Below are 17,872 nucleotides of genomic sequence, written 5' to 3'. Positions count from 1 at the left end.
CCCATTCTTATAATAATTCTTCATAATATCCTCTCTTTACATCTCAGAAAGTTATGGTATATTTATAAACAAATTAAATATGGACCTGTTATTTCACTAGGGGAGTCGGCCGACTGAGACGGAGCTTTAAGCTTCGGACCCTTGGAACCTGATCTGGATCATACCAGCGGAGGGAAGTGGAGCAGAATTTTCATCCCATGCATTTTTTAGTCTTCCTATGCAGAATGAACTTTTTGACCCATTTGTTTCCCTCCGGAAATGAATGGGTCTTTATTTGTTTACTTTTAAATACAAAACTTAGGTATATGCTTTCGTTGCGAGTTTTGTACGAAGTTCCTCAAGAAGCTATGCTATACAAAACTTAGGCATATGCTTTCGTTGCGAGTTTTGTACGAACTTCCTCAAGAAGCTATGCTATACAAAACTTTTAGGAGGTTCGATCATCACGACAATCCTATCCATTCAAGACTTAGCCTACTCTTTTCCTGAGTCTAAACAGCTCCCTGTATTTGCAAACTTAACCATGGATATTAAGCAAGGCGAGTTTGTCGCTGTTATCGGGGCTAGCGGATGCGGAAAAAGCACGCTTTTCAAAACCATAGCAGGCTTGCTAGAACCCACTCATGGAAAAATAATGATTCATTCAGGTCGGCCAGCGGCATCTACTCGCTTAGGTCAGATCGCATACATGCCGCAGCAGGATTTGCTATTACCATGGAGAACGGTGCTCGACAACTGCCTTTTACCCTGGGAAATTAAGCCAAGGTCCACTAAACAACAGACAATTTCACACATTCGAGACCTGCTGTCACGCTTCGGTTTAGTTGATGTTGAGAAGGCATACCCTCATGAGCTATCCGGTGGTATGAAACAGCGGGTCGCATTTCTGCGCACGCTAGTAGCTGGCGGCGGTGGCAGTCTTATGCTGCTAGATGAACCGTTTGGAGCGCTCGACGCTATGACCAAACGTGAGATACACCGTTGGTTGTTAGAGCTTTGGGATGAACTGAACCAAACAGTGATGCTCATCACCCATGATCTCGAAGAAGCACTATTACTAAGCGATCGGATTTATTTAATGTCTGGAGGCGCACATAGCGAATTACAGGAGATCGTTGTTGATTTGCCGAGGCCAAGACATTACAAAATGAACTATGAACCCCGTTTTACAGCATTGCGGGAAGAGTTGGAGCGGAGACTGTATGCAGCCCATGCCTTTTAAAAAACAACTAGACAATTATGGCCCCTTCATTTTACTAGTGTTGTTCGTTGTTGCGATCTGGGAATCTGCTGTTCGTCTTCACTGGATTCCAGCTTTTATCCTCCCTGCTCCTTCTGCAATAGGTATCGCATTGATCGAGCATAAGCAATTACTCGGACAGCATTTATTGGCGACGCTGCAGGAAATATTAGTAGGTTTTGTACTTTCGGTTTTCTGTGGTGCATTGCTGGGTACTGGAATGTTCTTATTTCGACCGCTTGAAAAGGCCATCTATCCTTTCCTTATTATCAGTCAAACGATCCCATTAATTGCGCTATCCCCCATTTTTATTATGTGGTTCGGATATACGCTGTGGAGCAAAGTCGCTGTAGTTTTTCTGACTGCTTTTTTTCCAGTCGTTGTGAGTACATATGATGGGCTTCGTACAAGTGGTCAGGCATATAAGGATTTATTATTAACCTTTGGTGCAAACCGCTGGCAACTGCTTACAAAAACACAAATCCCGCTGGCGCTGCCCTCTTTTTTCTCAGGACTAAAGCTATCCATTGTGTACTGTGTAATTGGAGCAACCATCGGCGAATGGCTCGGCGGCAGCAAAGGACTCGGTTACTTTAGCCGAAGAATGGCTGGGAATATGCAAAGTGACGAAATGTTCGCCGCAGTATTTCTGTTGTCCGCGCTCGGTGTGACGCTGTTTCTGATGATAGCTCTGCTAGAAGCATTTTTTTTAAAGAAAAGAGGATCTAATCGATGAATACATTAATCATTCAAAAAAAATGGCTTATACCCTTATATCTCATCAGTTTTGTCCTAATCTTAAGCAGCTGCGGAAATACATCCAAAGTAAGTAATTCTTCAAATAGCGAAAACAAACAAACGCACAAGCTGACAATCATGCTCGATTGGTATCCCAATGCCGTTCACTCATTTTTATATGCGGCTGAGCAAAATGGTTATTTCCAAGAGGAAGGTCTGGATGTAGAGATCCAAATGCCGGCAGACACCAATGATGCACTAAAGCTTGTAGCAGCGAATCAAGTTGATTTAGCGCTTAGTTATCAGCCTCAGGTGCTTATGGCACGTAGTGAGAAGATTCCAGTACGTTCGATTGCAGCGATTGTAAGGCATCCGCTTAATCATTTAATGGTGCCTCAGTCCGGAGATATCCAAAGTCCTAAAGACCTTACAGGTAAACAAATTGGGTATTCTTCCATCCCACTTTATGAAGCCATGATTCGTACAATGATCCAGAACGACGGGGGTGACCCTAACGCCAGTAAACTAATCGATGTAGGCTTCGACCTTATTCCAGCCATTGCGACCGGGCAGGTAGATGCCATTATTGGCGGGTTCATTAACCACGAACAATTAATTCTCGAAAAAGAAGGGCATCCCGTTCACTCGTTTAATCCCACAGACTTCGGAGTACCCGATTATTACGAGCTAGTCCTTGTCGCCAGCGAGCAAGGGGTACAAAATTCTGAGTCCTACTTCAAAAAGTTTCTAAGCGCCATTACAAAAGGACAACAATTTGTACAGGATAACCCGGAAAAAGCGTTAAAGTTACTGCTTGCACACGAAGATGCGACCTCTCCACTAGATAAGGAAATAGAAGAAAAGAGCATGGAGATTCTTCTGCCTCTAATGAATGCAGGTGACCAAAATTTTGGTTATCAAGAGCCAACGTCTTGGGAAAAGGTACGACAGTGGCTATCCGACAATGATTTACTGTCTACCGACATCAAGGCTGAGGATGCTTTTATCAATCTTTAACCATTAGCTATTTGCTCATTAAACTTGAGGAGGAAATATCATGAGTTATCTATCCAAAGTACGGGAATCCAATCCACTGGTCCACAATATCACCAATATCGTCGTAGCCAACTTCTCAGCAAACGGGCTTTTGGCGCTCGGTGCCTCACCCTTTATGGCGGATGCTCACGAAGAAGTGGTGGATATCGCCGCATTTTCAGCTGCAGTAGTACTAAATATCGGCACACTGAATGACTATGCCATTCAATCCATGGTGCTCGCAGGACAATCTGCGAATAAGCACGGGGTTCCCTTAGTTCTTGATCCAGTAGGTGCGGGAGCAACTTCATATAGAACAGCTGTCACTCAAAAGCTAGTGAATGAGATGCAAATTACCGCTCTGCGTGGGAATGTGGCTGAAGTTGCCAATGTAATTGGTGAAAGCTGGTCTATTAAAGGGGTGGATGCAGGCGAAGGGGATGGCGATGTAGTCGTCTTAGCTGAGACTGCCGCGCGGAAGTTAGGTTGTGTAGTTATCATCACCGGAAAAGACGATGTTATCACCAATGGAGTTAACACCTACATTACTAGCAACGGTCACCCTATTCTAACGAAAGTAACGGGAACCGGATGTCTGCTTAGTGCAGTAGTCGGGGCATTTCTAGCGGTAAGTGAAGGGGCATCTCTTGCGGCCGCAGTGGAAGCCATCTCATTCTATGGAGTAGCTGCTGAAATTTCCGCTGAACTAACTACTGGCAAAGGTCCGGGGAGCTTTCAAATGGAGTTCCTTAATCAATTGAGTTTGGTCACACCTGAAACGTATAAAGAGAAATCAATAATCAAGCAACTCAGATAACGACATACAAAGGAGTGAACGTAATCATGATATCCAAAGCTTTAACCATAGCCGGCTCGGATAGCGGCGGCGGAGCAGGGATTCAGGCAGATCTAAAAACCTTTCAAGAACTTGCTGTATACGGCATGTCCGCACTAACAGCTGTGACAGCCCAGAACACATTAGGTGTTCAAGGCGTATTTCCGTTATCACTGCAAGCTATTACTCAGCAGCTTGATTCCATTGGGCTTGATCTGAAGCCCGATGCTGTGAAGACAGGGATGCTTTTTAATAGTGACATCATTCGAGTCGCAGCAGAGAAGGTCCAGCAATACGGCTGGCGTAATCTTGTAGTTGATCCAGTCATGGTTGCTAAAGGCGGTTCTACACTCCTACAACAAGAAGCTGTCCAGTCCTTAATCAAACATCTTCTCCCGCTAGCCTTAGTGACGACGCCTAATATTCCAGAGGCTGAAATGATTACGAACATGAGCATCAGTACAATCGACGATCGTAAAGAAGCGGCCACAATCATCCATGCCATGGGCTCTAGTTATGTAGTGCTAAAAGGTGGGCATGATACCGCGACTAAAGCTGTTGTAGATCTCCTATATGATGGTCACGAGTTCATCTTTATGGAGAGTGAACGAATTCAGACCAGGCACACACATGGTACAGGCTGTACTTTTTCAGCAGCAGTTACTGCCGAGCTTGCTAAGGGTAAATCTGTTCCTGAAGCTATAAACATAGCAAAGGCTTTTATACAAGCTGCGATTGAAGACGAGCTGGGCATAGGGGCTGGACATGGTCCGACAAATCATTTTGCTTATCAGAATAGATTGCGAGGGATGAACCTTGAAGCGAATAGACAGTGATCAACTACGGGATTTATTAAAAGTCTATTTCATTATGGGTAGCGTGAATTGTCAGATAGCCCCAGCCAAAGTACTAAAAGAAGCCGTCGCTGGAGGCATAACGATGTTTCAATTTCGTGAAAAAGGTACCGGGGCATTAACTGCAGAGGTTAGATTTAATTTAGGAAGACGGCTCCAAAAAATATGTCGTGCTAACGGAGTGCCTTTTATCGTTAATGACGATATTGATCTAGCCATCGCCCTTGATGCGGACGGCATTCATGTAGGACAAGAGGACACCCCTGCCCTAGCGATTAGGCAACTGCTTGGAGAAGATAAGATCATTGGTGTGTCCGCTCATTCGCTCAGCGAAGCGCAGCAGGCCATAGCAGATGGAGCCGATTATCTAGGCATTGGACCTGTTTATCCTACCTCTTCCAAAGACGATGCCCAAGCCGTTCGAGGCACATTAGTTATTGAGGAAATAAGAAACAGCGGCATTACGATTCCTTTGGTCGGTATAGGAGGCATCACGGTGCACAATGCAGCTCCGGTATTAGCTGCAGGTGCGGACGGTATCTCCGTGATCTCAGCGATTGCAGGCGCTGAAGACATCGCCTTAGCAGCCAGAGGATTTATTCACGAAGTTAATTTAAGCGGGACATAAGCTCACTTAGCTCTTCACCGCTCAAAGGACGCCACTGTCCTCGCTCCAAACCATCAATCGTTATATTCATGATTCTTATTCGCTCTAGTTTAAGTACTCTATATCCTAACTCCTTGCACATTCTGCGTATTTGCAGATTAAGGCCTTGAGTTAGGATAATTCTAAACTGACATTCCGCGGTCCGAAAGACCTCGCAAGGTTTAGTTGTAACGCCAAGAATGTCTACACCACTAGACATTGCATTTACGAACTCTGGCGTTATCGGCTTGTCAACATGAACTACATACTCTTTTTCGTGTCCATTCTCGGAACGCATCATTTTGTTTACGATATCTCCATCGTTGGTTAACAGAATGAGGCCTTCCGAGTTTTTATCTAATCTCCCGATCGCAAAAATCCTTGAAGGATATCCTACAAAATCTATAATATTCCCTGCTACATTTGGGGCAGCTGTACAGGTGATACCGATCGGCTTGTTCAGAGCGAGATATACCGGCTCCCCTTTGCTGGTTGTTATGGGCTCTCCATCAATCCATACGATGTCTTCTGGCTCTATAAGAATATTTGCCTCACAGACAACGCCATTCACACTGATCCGGCCTGCAGCAATTAATCGTTTCGTTTCCCTTCTGGAACAGAAGCCTGTTTCGCTTATATATTTATCAATTCTCACTAATGATCCTACTTTCCATCTGATACTGACACTTGCTTATATCCATAAAAAAACACCTGATTTTAACGATCAAAATCAGATGTTAACTTTCAGGAATAACCTAGTTTAAGGGAGCTATTTCGTGCTTCCACTTTTTTTCACGTTATTGCCCTTGCTTCCATTTGCATCTTTAGCGCCTGGACCCGTGGTTGGGGCACCTTTTGCAGGTTTAACTGGTTTTGCTGTTTTGTTCCAGCGTGTCCAGCCTTTACTCCCCGTACCTCTGCCCGTGCCGCCACCTTTACTTTTTGCACCCATCATATCACTCCGTCAGTCATTCAGAATTCGTATAGTTTATACACTTAACCTATCTTACCACACTCTTCTTGTTTCTGTTTAAGCATCTTTATTCATTTCATAAATACTAAAGGTATCTTCGTGTATTTCAATGGCAATTACGGTATCCTCTTTTTCGAAAAATTGCACATGCCCCAAACGCTTATCCTTCAACTCCACCCACCCTGAATCCCTTAATTTATTGAGATAGCTTTCAGGTGGATACAGACCTAGTTCTCCCCCTATATTTTTCAATTCATACTTTACTCCTATTTTTATATTGGGGTTATTGGAAGTTGTCGTCACTTCGATTTCTTTAGCATTTTTCGGAATAGGAATTCCCTCATTAATGGAAGACACTCCATACTCTTGTACTTCTTGAGTTGATGATGTGCATCCGCTATTGAATAGTATTAACGGTAATAATATAAAAGCTAATAAATATTTATACAAATATATCAGCTCCTTCCTAACTTATTTCACCAAATGCGTTCAATAAAAAACACCCCACCAAAGACTAAGCTTTGATGAGGTATCTATTTCAGAACCGTTTTAGAGCCTGTATATCTTATTTAGGCTGAATATAACCTTCTGCTTTCAGAAGCTCAGCAATCAATACAGCCCCGCCAGCAGCTCCGCGCAAGGTGTTATGGGAGAGACCTACGAACTTGTAATCATAGATGGCATCTTCCCGAAGTCTGCCTGTTGATACGCCCATTCCATTCTCGATATCACGATCCAGTTTGGTCTGAGGACGGTTCTCCTCTTCGAAATAGGTAATGAACTGTTTAGGTGCGCTAGGCAGCTCAAGCTCTTGAGGGCGTCCTTTGAAGCTATTCCAGAGGTTCAGAATCTCTTCTTTAGATGGTTTCTTCTCAAAAGAAACAAATACAGCAGCCATATGACCATCGGCTACAGGCACACGAATACACTGCGAAGTAATGGTTGGCGCTTCACTTTTTACGATGCCGTCCTCTTGAACACTTCCCCAGATCCGTAAAGGCTCCTGCTCGCTCTTCTCTTCCTCCCCACCAATGTAAGGAATCACGTTGTCCAGCATTTCAGGCCAGTCAGCAAAAGTCTTACCTGCACCGGAAATCGCTTGGTAGGTTGTAACTACAACTTTGGACGGGTTGAATTCTTTAAGTGCATGAAGTGCAGGCACATAACTTTGAATGGAGCAGTTAGGTTTAACAGCAATGAACCCGGTCTCTGTTCCCAGACGTTTTCTTTGCTGCGCTATAACCTCAAGATGCTCCGGGTTAATTTCAGGAATAACCATAGGCACGTCAGGCGTCCAGCGATGCGCTGAGTTATTAGAGATTACTGGAGTACCCGTACGAGCATAAGCCTCCTCGAGCGCTTTAATCTCCTCTTTCTTCATGTCTACTGCGCAAAAGATCAAATCCACGTCCGCAGCTACTTCTTCTACCTTAGAAGCATCTTGGACCATAATATTCTTCACGTTCTCAGGCATTGGTGTGGATAGCTTCCATCTGCCCTTGGCCGATTCTTCATACGTTTTCCCAGCAGATCTAGCACTGGCAGCAATCGTAGTTACTTCAAACCAAGGATGATTCTCTAGAAGGGCAATAAAACGCTGACCTACCATTCCTGTGCCGCCAACTATCCCGGCTCTTAGCTTTCTTGACATCAGAAAATACACTTCCTTTTGATTAACTGTCCTATTAGTGAATAATAGGCCGATAATTAATGATATACGGCTGGAGAACATTTGGCGAGTGTTAACATCAAAATAACATTAAAAAATTTAAGATATTCATTTAAACCAGCCTTTTTCCTTAAATCGAGTGATCGCTTCAATCCGATTCCCTACGTCTAGCTTATCAAGAATAACCGAAATGTAATTCCGTACTGTACCGGTGGTAATGTACAGCTCACTGGCAATTTCTTTCGTATTTTTACCATCAGCGATCAGTCCGAGCACTTCCTTCTCCCGCTGAGTCAATGGATTCACTTCACCGCTGTAAGCTTCATCCATCAGCTCTGGTGCATACATACGTCTGCCTGTCATTACATTCCGGATAGAAAGGGCCAGCTCTTCACTAGGGCTGTCCTTCAGTAAATAAGCGTGAACCCCCGCCTTGAGCGCACGTTCGAAATATCCCGCCCGAGCAAAGGTCGTTAATATCATCGTTTTGCAGCCGCTATTCTTCAGGGCTTCTGCAGCGTCAAGACCGCTCATCGCCGGCATCTCAATATCCATAATACAGATATCCGGTTTAAGCTGCTGAACCATAGCTACAGCTTCTTCCCCATTGCTTGCTCGGCCTACGACCTTCATATCCTCTTCTAAATCGAGTAAAGAAGCCAGCGCCCCAAGGAGCATTCGTTGATCCTCAGCGATTACAATTTTAATCATTATAGGATGACCTCCTGTTCCTGATGTTTGAATGCATTGGGTACTTTAATTACAATTGTAGTCCCGCTATCTCTCACGATGTCCATACAGCCATTTACGAATTCAAGACGCTCTCTCATGCCTTGCAGCCCATGACCTTTAAAATAAAGATCATTCCCAGGTATACCGGTCCCATCATCTTTCACTTTAATGACTAGATCCGTCCGTGAGGGTTCAATTAGAATAGAGCAAGACTTTGCCCCACTGTGCTTCACAACATTAGTGACAGCTTCCTTTATACACATGCTGAGGACATTCTCCGTAATCAATGAGGTGTTTGTTAGCTTCGGATTCCCCTCCAAAATAAAATCAATCTCAGCAGCTGCAAGAAACTGCTGAATATGGATAAGTTCATCTTCAAGCCGAATGCCTCGCATTCGCGTAACCATTTCCCGAACCTCTTTCAGCGCACTTCTCGCTGTCTGTCGTACATCATCAATCTCAGCTTTAGCTTGCGTAGGATTTGAATCAATTAGCTTCCCCGCCAAGTCACTCTTAAGACCAATTAAAGAGAGCTTCTGACCTAAAGTATCATGAAGATCCCGCGAAATCCGTTGGCGTTCTTCAATCTTAACGAGTTCGGAGATCCGCTTATTCGCATCTTCCAATTGATCTTGTAACTTACCTTGATTATTTCGGTTATAGGTACTTATTGGAAGTAGAATCACTGCAATCATACTTACAAGCACGAACGGAAGTTGACTAATAAACACTGAATTACGCGAAAGCAGCTCATAATTGATTGTAATGATAGTAGTTAACAGATGGATAGAATACAGCGTGAAGAAACCTACTCGATTCTGTATGTTCCCAATAAAAAAGGCTAGGAAAAGCGCAAAATACATATATCCGAACAAAAGAGTCATCGTTATAGACACTATAATTTGAACACTCGTCCAGAAATACACCAGCCAGCCTTTAGAAACAAAAGAAAGTACATAACATACAAAAAATACAGCAATCATCAAGATTCCCGAAACGACTTGATAGGTAGAGGAGGAGCGAAATATAAAATAAAACGGTAGAATGTAAAAAACGACCCATACATAAGGGGATAGACCTGTGCTTTTATGAAAAATATGATGCCACTTTTGCATGACCGCTCTCCTTTTTACCATACATTACTCTCCTTATTCTAGCACAAATTCAGTGAAAATCTGTTGATCCACTATCCAAAATAGAAAAAGATTAGAGCCACGAATAATATCTCCGGCTCTAACCTTTCTCTGTACTCCTATTTTGTTCGAACCGATAGTTATTATTCGCCTTGGAGTCTAGTCTTATGAACTTGCAAGACTTCTGCTGCTACCTTAGGTTTGTTTAGTCTCGACTTCATCTGTTTAAAGCTGATGAAGCTCTTATTCTCTTCATCCCAAAGACGGAAGTGTAGAGCCTTCAGGCTAGAACTAAGTGTTATAGTCGTCGCTTTTTGCAATGGTGGCGTAGCATTATGTGCTTTTTCTAAATTATAGTTGGGTACCTTTGGACTTAAATGATGGACATGGTGGAACCCGATGTTCCCTGTAATCCATTGCAATAGCTTAGGTAGCTTGTAATATGAGCTTCCCTCTACTGCAGCCATAACATAGCTCCACTCCGATTCATTCTCGAAGTAAGAATCCTCGAACTGATGCTGCACATAGAACAACCATATTCCGAGAAAGCCGGATACAAAAGCTATTGGCAATTGCACCATGATAAAGGCTTGCCAGCCGATCGCCCATATAAGCAAAGCATAGAGCGCTGCAATAGATACGTTTGTTAAATAGGTATTCATCCGTTCTTTACGTCTAGCGCCTTTAGCATTAAAGCGATACTGAATCATAAACACAGCAATAGGTCCAATTCCGAACATCACGATCGGATTACGGTAAATCCGGTAATACAGACGTTTCCAGAATGAAGCTGCTTCATATTCGTCGACAGTCATAATCCATATATCACCGATCCCTCTTTTATCGAGGTTGCTGGAGCTGGCGTGATGAATGGAATGACTATGCTTCCACTGCCGATAGGGAACAAGCGTTAATACACCTGTGATCGTTCCGATAATGTCATTCGCTCTACGATTCTTAAAGAACGAACCATGTGTACAGTCATGGAAAATAATAAAAGTTCGAATTACAAATCCTGCTGCAGGAATGGCCAACAAAAGGGTAAGCCAGTAGGAAACGGATAAAGAGAAATAAGCTCCGCCCCATAACAGCACAAGTGGCCCTAAAGTATTAATGAGCTGTCTTATGCTCGCATTGCGGTCGTTTTTTTCGTAAGGGGCTACACTCTTTTTAAGACTGGAGAGCTGTGATGTCTGTTTTGTAGTCATCTTTTATCGTTTCCTCCTTGATGTGTCTGGCTAAGGATCTTTTCATCTAATCTCAGTATAGAAGATGAAGCGTCATCCTATAAGTCATAAACATCAAGTGAAGAGTATGATAAATGTCATACTTATGCCCTGAATTTCCCCCTTTTACTATATATCCATGTGCTTTTTCGTTAATTAACTTGCCTCGTATGCTCTTCTCGATATTCCGTAGGTGTCTGACCACTAGCTTTCTTAAAGACCTGAGTAAAATATCTTGGGTCCTGATAACCAACAAGCGGAGCGATTTGATACACCTTTACATTACTGCTCTGCAAAATATACTTCGCCTTCTCCATTCGACAATGAGTCACATACTCCAAGAAGGTATAGCCTGTGAGTTGTTTGAATAAAGTACAAAAATGACTGACACTAAGATCGGCAAGTTCCGATACTTCTTCAATACTTAAGTCCATATGGTAATTACTCTCGATGTAACGTTTCGTCTTCTCGATGGTGCTGCGTGTGTCCTCTCGATTCACGGGTTTACTTCCTTGATCCAATCGCTCCACAAATTCTTCCTTCAGAGCAGATATCATTTCACTCAAGGTACCGAAATGGTGCAGCTTGCTTAGTAATCCATGTAAAGACCAATCCGAGTTTAGATTCAAATGTTCAAAATGCCTGTATAGCACAACAACCAACTCCACAAGAAGACGTTCTGCAATCTCTTTAGGAATGACTTGCGCTTCAATATATAGTGCCATATCATCGAACAAAGATGACATTCGGTTTCTATTTAAAGTACGAATGCTCTCTATCAGTGAGGTCTCCAGTTCTTTAGGATACTTTACTTCTTTATTGCCTGGAAATGTTGTTTCCTCATCTATAAACACCCCAGCAAGACCAGAATAGAAACGTTGATACAAAGCCTTCGCAGCCAAAGGATATACCGTACTTAATTGATCAATACCTTGTGTACAGCGACTGATTCCTACAGAGCAGCTTAGCTTGGAGTACCTTTTGATCCCAGAAATCAATTGTTCACCAAGTTCTCTTCTACTCGCACTTAAAGATCCAGGAAAGAGCAAAACCCACTCTCCGTTATGAAAAGGGAAGACCGTAAGCACGCCATGCTCCAGCGACCACTCTTCAACAATATTACGGATTGCAAACAGCCACAGTCGTTTTTCTTCCACACTCCACTGCCCGGTAAGCACAGAATAATCATCCAATTGAACAACCGCCATAAAATATCCGCTCTCAAGTTCACTGTTCTCCAGCCATTTCAGGTGCTCCAGCGGCCTTGCATTTCCCAACGTGATTTCAGCAAACATCCGTTCACGAGCGAGCACAGATAGCATCTGCACGGAATGAATCATCTGATCGTTCTCTTTTTGCTCATCCAGCCTCATTTTCGCTCGGTGCAGCATTTCAACCAGTTCGTCATGATCGATGGGTTTCAGTAAATAATCAAAGGCTCCTTGACGCAAAGCTTCTCTCGCATATTCGAACTCCCCATATCCACTTATAAAAATAAATACCAGCTTAGAATTCCTTGGTAATACTTCCTTCATCAAAGTGATGCCGTCAATCACAGGCATGCGGATATCGCTAATTATAATATGCGGCGTAATTTCATCTATTAGGCGGAGGGCCAATTCTCCATTTCGAGCCTCTCCCACAATCTCCATCTGCAGATCATCCCATGGAATAGCCACCTTAAGACTACGAAGAATAATCGGCTCATCATCTACGAGAAGTACTTTATATTTCTCTTGTATCTCATCCATTTCAGCACCTCCATGCTTATTGAACATTTGAGTTTTGGATCAGATTCCAGTATTGCAACGATGATCCCTGCACTTGCTTTAAGGCTTGATCCGCAGACATTTCTTCGTTAATCATTTTTTCGATGACACTTAGGAACGTTTTCTTAACCTCAGGTGATAACACATTATCGTAAGGCACAAAGCTTTTGCGGTTCTCTTCCATCATATCCATCACTTGCGCGAATACCGGACCGGTCTTCTCCGGATCAAATGCAATACGAATAGACGGAATTCTTAGTCCCTCATATACAATTCGAGTCTGAATTTCCTGTGTGTAAAAAGCCTTCAAAAGATCCAAAGCGGCTTCCCGTTTAGCTCCATTTAATTCGGATGAAAGACCAATGCCTATAGTGTAGCCTCCCGCAATTGAAGGCTCCTCGCCTTGCTTCAAGGCAGGAAATGGAATAACACCTACCTCATTCTGAAAATCAGCTGGAGCCGCACTACCAGAAAATAAATTGATATCCCAGTTCCCGTTTAAATACATCGCAGCCTTGCCGCTTGTATACAAACCGACTGCATTTTCTGTCGATAGATCATTAGACTGGGGACTAAAAGCACCCTCTTTTATCCATTGCTCCAAATGCTCAAACGCTTTTAAATAAGACTCATTCTGAAAGCTGGCTTGATCTTCACCTGTGATCAGCTTCTGGATCAATTCGGAACCAGCATAACGATCCATTAAATAATGTGCAAAAATCCCGGCAGGCCAACGATCCTCGTTCCCGAGTGCAAACGGAATGTATCCTCCGTCCTTGAGCTTCAGTATGACATTATCGAGTTCTTGAAGCGTTGTAGGCGCCTCGAGACCAAGTTTGTTGAATATAGTTTTATTGAAGTATAGCGGTTCAGCATTCCCTTCGATGGGCAATCCATAAATATGGTTATTAAAGGTCCATAGATGCAGATCCTTAAATTGATTGGATAGACCGTTCTCTCGTACAAAATCAGTCAGATCAACCAGGCGATTAGAGCGCACATATGGTTCTATTTCAGCTCCGCCAAATAAGACAAACATATCAGGTGGCGTGCCTGTAACCATCTCGCTTTTCAGCTTTTGCTCACGGTGTATCGTCTGGTCAAGTCCTTCAAAATTAACCTTCACATTCGGATGTGCAATTTGGTATTTATCCACAATCTCTTCAAAGATAGCCAGCAGTGGCCGATCATGCTCTTTAATCCAGAAATGACGGAAAGTCAGCGTTATTTTTTCTGGTGAATTATCTTCAATCGGTTCGTGATCTCCTAAAGTAATAAATAAAACAGCGCCAGTTATCAGCACTAGATAAATCCACATCCAGCCCCACTTCAACACCCATTTCATGTCAAACTCCCCCTATTTCCATCTGATGATCGATTATGGCAGTATTTTTGGAATTCGGATTCGAATCGTCGAACCAAATCCAGGGGAAGAACACACAAGTAAGCCGTATGGGCTGCCAAATCGGATATTCAGGCGTTCATGTACATTCTTAAGCCCTACACCGCTATCACTGTATTTTTTATGTCCGCTTCCCTCGTTATCCCATAGATTCATCATTTTCGCTAAGTCGAATCCCGGGCCGTTATCTTTTACGATAATGATCATATCCGTACCCATTTCATAGGCTGTGATTTCAATGATTCCAGGGTCCTCCATCGGCTCAATCGCATGATACAATGCATTCTCTACAATGGGCTGAACGATCAGCTTTTGAGTCATAAACGTTCTAAGACCTTCCGAAAGATTTATAATGTATGAGAATTTATCTTCAAAACGGAACTTCTGAATATCCAGATAATGGCGAACATGCTCGAACTCCATTTGCAGCGGTATCAGCTCTTGATTCTGACTAATACTGATTCGCAGCAGCTTGCCGAGTGAAATGACCATTTTACTAATGTCTTTATTACCTTGCAGCACAGCCATCGAATTAATTGATTCGAGTGAATTATAAATAAAATGAGGATTAATTTGCGCCATTAATGCCTTCATTTCTGCTTCCTTCTTCCGGCCCTGCTCCGTCTGCACCTGCTCAATCAACTCGTTGATCTGTGTACTCATCCGGTTAAAACCATCAATCAACAAATCACTTTCATCGTCCGCACGGTATCGTGTAGTGATAGGTGTAAAAATCCCCTGCTTCACCCGCTTCATCCCGTTGACCGCGCTGTTAATGCTATAAACGAGTCTTCTTACAAAATATCGGTCAAATAAAATAGCGGATAACAATGAAACCGTACCCAAAATAATCGCAATGTTACGAATCGATATAGATTCCGAAGAGATTAGATTCATCGGTGTAATCGCTGCCAAATACCAGTCTTTATTATGTGAAGGAAGGAAAGTGATGAGTGATTTTTCCCCCTGATAGTTGTCGATGTAATAGTTTTGTTCCTTGGCATAATCATTTTCTAAAAAAGGGAACTCGGTGCGCTGCCCAATATGTTCACCGGATTTGTTAAAAACGATATTCCCTAGCTTGTTCACTAGTAAAATATCACCCTTCTTCAGAGTTGCTGCTTCCCAAAAAATCTGATCCAGTAAATCAGGTTTAACATTAACGACCAAATAGCCGATATCTTCAAGAGAATAATAATCTTTAATCACTCTGGCTTGTACTAGTACCGGGTGACCGGATAATGCCGAACCATTCTCTCCGGGGCCAGACCATACAGGGCGCCCCTCAGCGCTTTCCATCGCATTAAACCAACTCTGCTTCTTCATCTCCTCAAAAGACATCGGCGCATTGTATTGATAAAGCAGCCGATCTTTACTATATAAACTAAATGAAGTAATCATCGGATGATTAATGAGTAAATTGTTGAGTTCCTGCTTGCGGTCATAGGTGAGCACAAAGTTAGTCTGCTTAAGCGATTGTTGAATAACCGGTTGTGTGATCGCAGCATTTGTGATTGAGGAGATTTCACTAAGTGCAAATTTGAGCTTTCGATCTGTTTCGAGCAATGAAACCCAGTAGAAGTTACTTGATTTTTTCTCCATAGCGTTAGAAAAATTAACGTATGTTACGATCCCCATTAGTATCACCGGAATAAAGACGAGAAGAATAATAGCGAACAAGATTTTACGGCGGAGCTTCATGGTATTCCCCTTCCCCCAGCTGTCTCTGTCCTCTAGTATTCTTCACGAAACCGCCTATTCCCTTGTAAAGACAAAAAGTAAGATCAGCTCTTGATAGCTCCTGAAGTAAGTCCCGCAATCACCCAGCGACTAAATAACAGGAATACGATCAGCAGCGGCAAGGTTGCCGTAAACGTAGCTGACATAATCATTCCATAATCCAGACCGTCGCGATTGGAGAATAACTGCTGGAGCGCGATTTGTATCGTAAAATGCTCTTGATTCTTTAACACAACCAAAGGCCAAAAGAAATCATTCCATACGGTCATAAAATTCAGTATGCCTAGTGTAGCCATAGCTGGTGTAATGACTGGAATGGCAATGTTCCAGAAGATCCGGAAATGTCCCCCGCCATCGATCCGTCCAGCTTCGATCAGTTCCGTATGTACAGCTGTAGAAATGTACTGCCGCATCCAAAAAATCCCGAAGGCATTAACCATAGCCGGAACAATCAGCGCCTTGAAAGAGTCGATCCAGTGGAGCTTGGCCATAATAACGTAAGTAGGTAACACACCAAGCTGCTGGGGTACAAATAAAGTGGCAATTACAAAGTAGAACAGAATATTTTTAAACGGGAATTCATATTTAGCAAAAGCATAACCAGCCAGTGTACAGAAAAATACGACCGAGATGGTTACCATGGACGAGACGAATAATGAGTTACCTAGCGCTTGAAAGAAATCTGTTTTATCTAGTACCCGCTGGAAATTGTCAAAAAACTGGTTCCCAACCGTAAGCAAAGGTGGAACATGGAAGACTGCACCCCTATCGTTTGTGCCAACCACAAACATCCAGTAAAAAGGAAAGATGGACACGAGCGCACCAAGAATCAGTAGGAGATAAAATCCAACTTTTCCGAAAATCCCAAGATCATCCGGATCTTTTTTAAATAGACGCACTGTACTCACGCTTTACCCCCTCCTGTATCTCCACCCATGCGGCTTGAGACCAGCATATTAAGGACAGAGAATATAATCGTGACCACAAATAGCAGAACTGCTGTAGCCGCCGCCGTACCGAAGAATCCATTGCGGAATGCCTCGCTGTACAAATAAGTAACCATAGTAATACCTTCCTGACGAGTAGATCCCGTACCTGATTGGCCCAGGAATACATAAGGCTCAGTAAACAACTGCAAGGCACCTATGGTCGACAGTAAAGTGACGAATACGATAAAAGGTTTCAGAAGTGGCATTGTAATGAAGGTGAATTGTTGTCTTCTGTTCGCCCCATCAATTCGAGCCGCTTCATATAGATCTGTAGGAATACTTTGAAGTCCTGATAGAAAAATAATGGCATTGTACCCTGTCCAGCGCCACATCACCATGGTTGAGATCGCGATTTTGACTCCCCACCAGCCAGAGTTGAAGGCCATACTATCAAGCCCTAGTCCGTTAAGTATCCAGTTGATCATTCCGTTGTTCCCAAACAACGTACTAAACACCAGGGTAACTGCAACGATAGACGTAATATTCGGCATGAAAAAGAGTACCCGGAATGTTTTCTTAAACCGAGTCATTCCTGAATTCAACAAAACGGCAATCAAAAGCGCCAATAGGATCTGCGGAACCGTTCCGAGCAGCCCCATTATTAAGGTGTTGCTAAAAGAAATCCAAAAGGTAGGATCACTTGTGACCAGTTCATAGTTTTTCATCCCTACGAATTTCATAGGGTTCAAGGCGTCCCATTTAAAGAATGAGAGGTAGATCGTAAAGAAGATCGGATATAGTCCAAATATCGAGAACAGAATAAAAAAAGGAGAAATGAAAGTATACGCAGTGATGCGGCTCCTTCTTTGTTCAGTTAAAAACGGGCGTTTGCTCTCGGCATGCGGACTCGAGATAACAGGTTGTGCCATGTCACACCTCCAGGTAATCGAA

Annotated in this window: 18 protein-coding genes and 1 riboswitch; of the genes, 6 read left to right on the top strand and 12 right to left on the bottom strand. The window is 43.0% G+C overall.

Annotated features, from left to right (window positions below):
- The first annotated feature begins 88 nt into the window (after nt 1-88).
- Nucleotides 89-192, top strand: a riboswitch (TPP riboswitch).
- 331 nt (nt 193-523) lie between these two features.
- The 6 genes from NST74_RS12575 to thiE are packed head-to-tail and all read left to right on the top strand — an operon-like array spanning nt 524 to nt 5,330.
- Nucleotides 524-1,222, top strand: coding sequence for an ABC transporter ATP-binding protein (locus NST74_RS12575; RefSeq protein WP_341112328.1), 699 nt, complete (start codon nt 524-526; stop codon nt 1,220-1,222).
- Complete coding sequence (locus NST74_RS12570; protein WP_341115878.1) at nt 1,212-1,976, top strand: ABC transporter permease; 765 nt, start codon at nt 1,212-1,214, stop codon at nt 1,974-1,976. The genes NST74_RS12575 and NST74_RS12570 overlap by 11 nt, the downstream gene beginning before the upstream one ends.
- Nucleotides 1,973-2,995: an ABC transporter substrate-binding protein gene (locus tag NST74_RS12565; RefSeq protein ID WP_341112327.1), complete on the top strand. Its 1,023-nt coding sequence runs from the start codon at nt 1,973-1,975 to the stop codon at nt 2,993-2,995. Before NST74_RS12570 ends, NST74_RS12565 begins: the two co-directional genes overlap by 4 nt.
- A gap of 40 nt (nt 2,996-3,035) precedes the next feature.
- Nucleotides 3,036-3,830 carry a hydroxyethylthiazole kinase gene (gene thiM / locus NST74_RS12560; protein ID WP_076117553.1) on the top strand — a complete coding sequence of 265 codons (795 nt, stop codon included), beginning with the start codon at nt 3,036-3,038 and terminating at the stop codon, nt 3,828-3,830.
- 26 nt (nt 3,831-3,856) lie between these two features.
- Nucleotides 3,857-4,684: a bifunctional hydroxymethylpyrimidine kinase/phosphomethylpyrimidine kinase gene (gene thiD, locus NST74_RS12555; protein WP_341112325.1), complete on the top strand. Its 828-nt coding sequence runs from the start codon at nt 3,857-3,859 to the stop codon at nt 4,682-4,684.
- A complete protein-coding gene (gene thiE, locus NST74_RS12550) occupies nt 4,674-5,330 on the top strand; it encodes a thiamine phosphate synthase (RefSeq protein ID WP_341115877.1) in 657 nt (218 codons plus the stop codon). The genes thiD and thiE overlap by 11 nt, the downstream gene beginning before the upstream one ends.
- On the opposite strand, the gene NST74_RS12545 is transcribed toward thiE, so the two are convergent.
- From NST74_RS12545 to NST74_RS12490, 12 genes are all read right to left on the bottom strand, one after another.
- Nucleotides 5,311-6,003, bottom strand: a complete 693-nt coding sequence (locus tag NST74_RS12545) for a pseudouridine synthase (RefSeq protein WP_341112324.1) — start codon at nt 6,001-6,003, stop codon at nt 5,311-5,313. The two genes, thiE and NST74_RS12545, sit on opposite strands and share 20 nt — an antisense overlap.
- Nucleotides 6,004-6,117: 114 nt before the next feature.
- The gene (locus NST74_RS12540; protein ID WP_042127002.1) at nt 6,118-6,300 is read right to left on the bottom strand and encodes a DUF3934 family protein; all 183 of its coding nucleotides are present in this window, start codon (nt 6,298-6,300) and stop codon (nt 6,118-6,120) included.
- Between the two features lie 78 nt (nt 6,301-6,378).
- Nucleotides 6,379-6,771: a hypothetical protein gene (locus NST74_RS12535; RefSeq protein WP_341112323.1), complete on the bottom strand. Its 393-nt coding sequence runs from the start codon at nt 6,769-6,771 to the stop codon at nt 6,379-6,381.
- 115 nt (nt 6,772-6,886) lie between these two features.
- Nucleotides 6,887-7,972: an aspartate-semialdehyde dehydrogenase gene (gene asd / locus NST74_RS12530; RefSeq protein ID WP_341112321.1), complete on the bottom strand. Its 1,086-nt coding sequence runs from the start codon at nt 7,970-7,972 to the stop codon at nt 6,887-6,889.
- A 126-nt stretch (nt 7,973-8,098) separates the two neighbouring features.
- On the bottom strand, nt 8,099-8,701 hold the full coding sequence (locus NST74_RS12525) for a response regulator transcription factor (RefSeq protein WP_341112320.1): 603 nt from the start codon (nt 8,699-8,701) through the stop codon (nt 8,099-8,101).
- Nucleotides 8,701-9,837: a sensor histidine kinase gene (locus tag NST74_RS12520; protein WP_341115876.1), complete on the bottom strand. Its 1,137-nt coding sequence runs from the start codon at nt 9,835-9,837 to the stop codon at nt 8,701-8,703. The genes NST74_RS12525 and NST74_RS12520 overlap by 1 nt, the downstream gene beginning before the upstream one ends.
- A gap of 161 nt (nt 9,838-9,998) precedes the next feature.
- Nucleotides 9,999-11,063 (bottom strand): fatty acid desaturase, encoded by a 1,065-nt coding sequence (locus tag NST74_RS12515; RefSeq protein WP_042126991.1) that lies wholly within the window; start codon nt 11,061-11,063, stop codon nt 9,999-10,001.
- Between the two features lie 170 nt (nt 11,064-11,233).
- Nucleotides 11,234-12,832, bottom strand: a complete 1,599-nt coding sequence (locus NST74_RS12510) for a response regulator (protein WP_341112319.1) — start codon at nt 12,830-12,832, stop codon at nt 11,234-11,236.
- Nucleotides 12,833-12,848: 16 nt separating this feature from the next.
- Nucleotides 12,849-14,195: an ABC transporter substrate-binding protein gene (locus tag NST74_RS12505; protein WP_341112317.1), complete on the bottom strand. Its 1,347-nt coding sequence runs from the start codon at nt 14,193-14,195 to the stop codon at nt 12,849-12,851.
- 33 nt (nt 14,196-14,228) lie between these two features.
- A complete protein-coding gene (locus NST74_RS12500; RefSeq protein ID WP_341112316.1) occupies nt 14,229-15,953 on the bottom strand; it encodes a cache domain-containing sensor histidine kinase in 1,725 nt (574 codons plus the stop codon).
- A gap of 83 nt (nt 15,954-16,036) precedes the next feature.
- Nucleotides 16,037-16,900 (bottom strand): carbohydrate ABC transporter permease, encoded by an 864-nt coding sequence (locus tag NST74_RS12495; RefSeq protein WP_341112314.1) that lies wholly within the window; start codon nt 16,898-16,900, stop codon nt 16,037-16,039.
- Nucleotides 16,897-17,850 (bottom strand): carbohydrate ABC transporter permease, encoded by a 954-nt coding sequence (locus NST74_RS12490; protein WP_341112313.1) that lies wholly within the window; start codon nt 17,848-17,850, stop codon nt 16,897-16,899. Before NST74_RS12490 ends, NST74_RS12495 begins: the two co-directional genes overlap by 4 nt.
- Nucleotides 17,851-17,872 lie beyond the last annotated feature (22 nt).

The organism is Paenibacillus sp. FSL F4-0125, assembly GCF_038008565.1.
GTDB lineage: Bacteria > Bacillota > Bacilli > Paenibacillales > Paenibacillaceae > Paenibacillus_AQ.
Note: the sequence above shows the minus strand (reverse complement) of the source record. Positions and strands in the feature narration are given on the sequence as shown.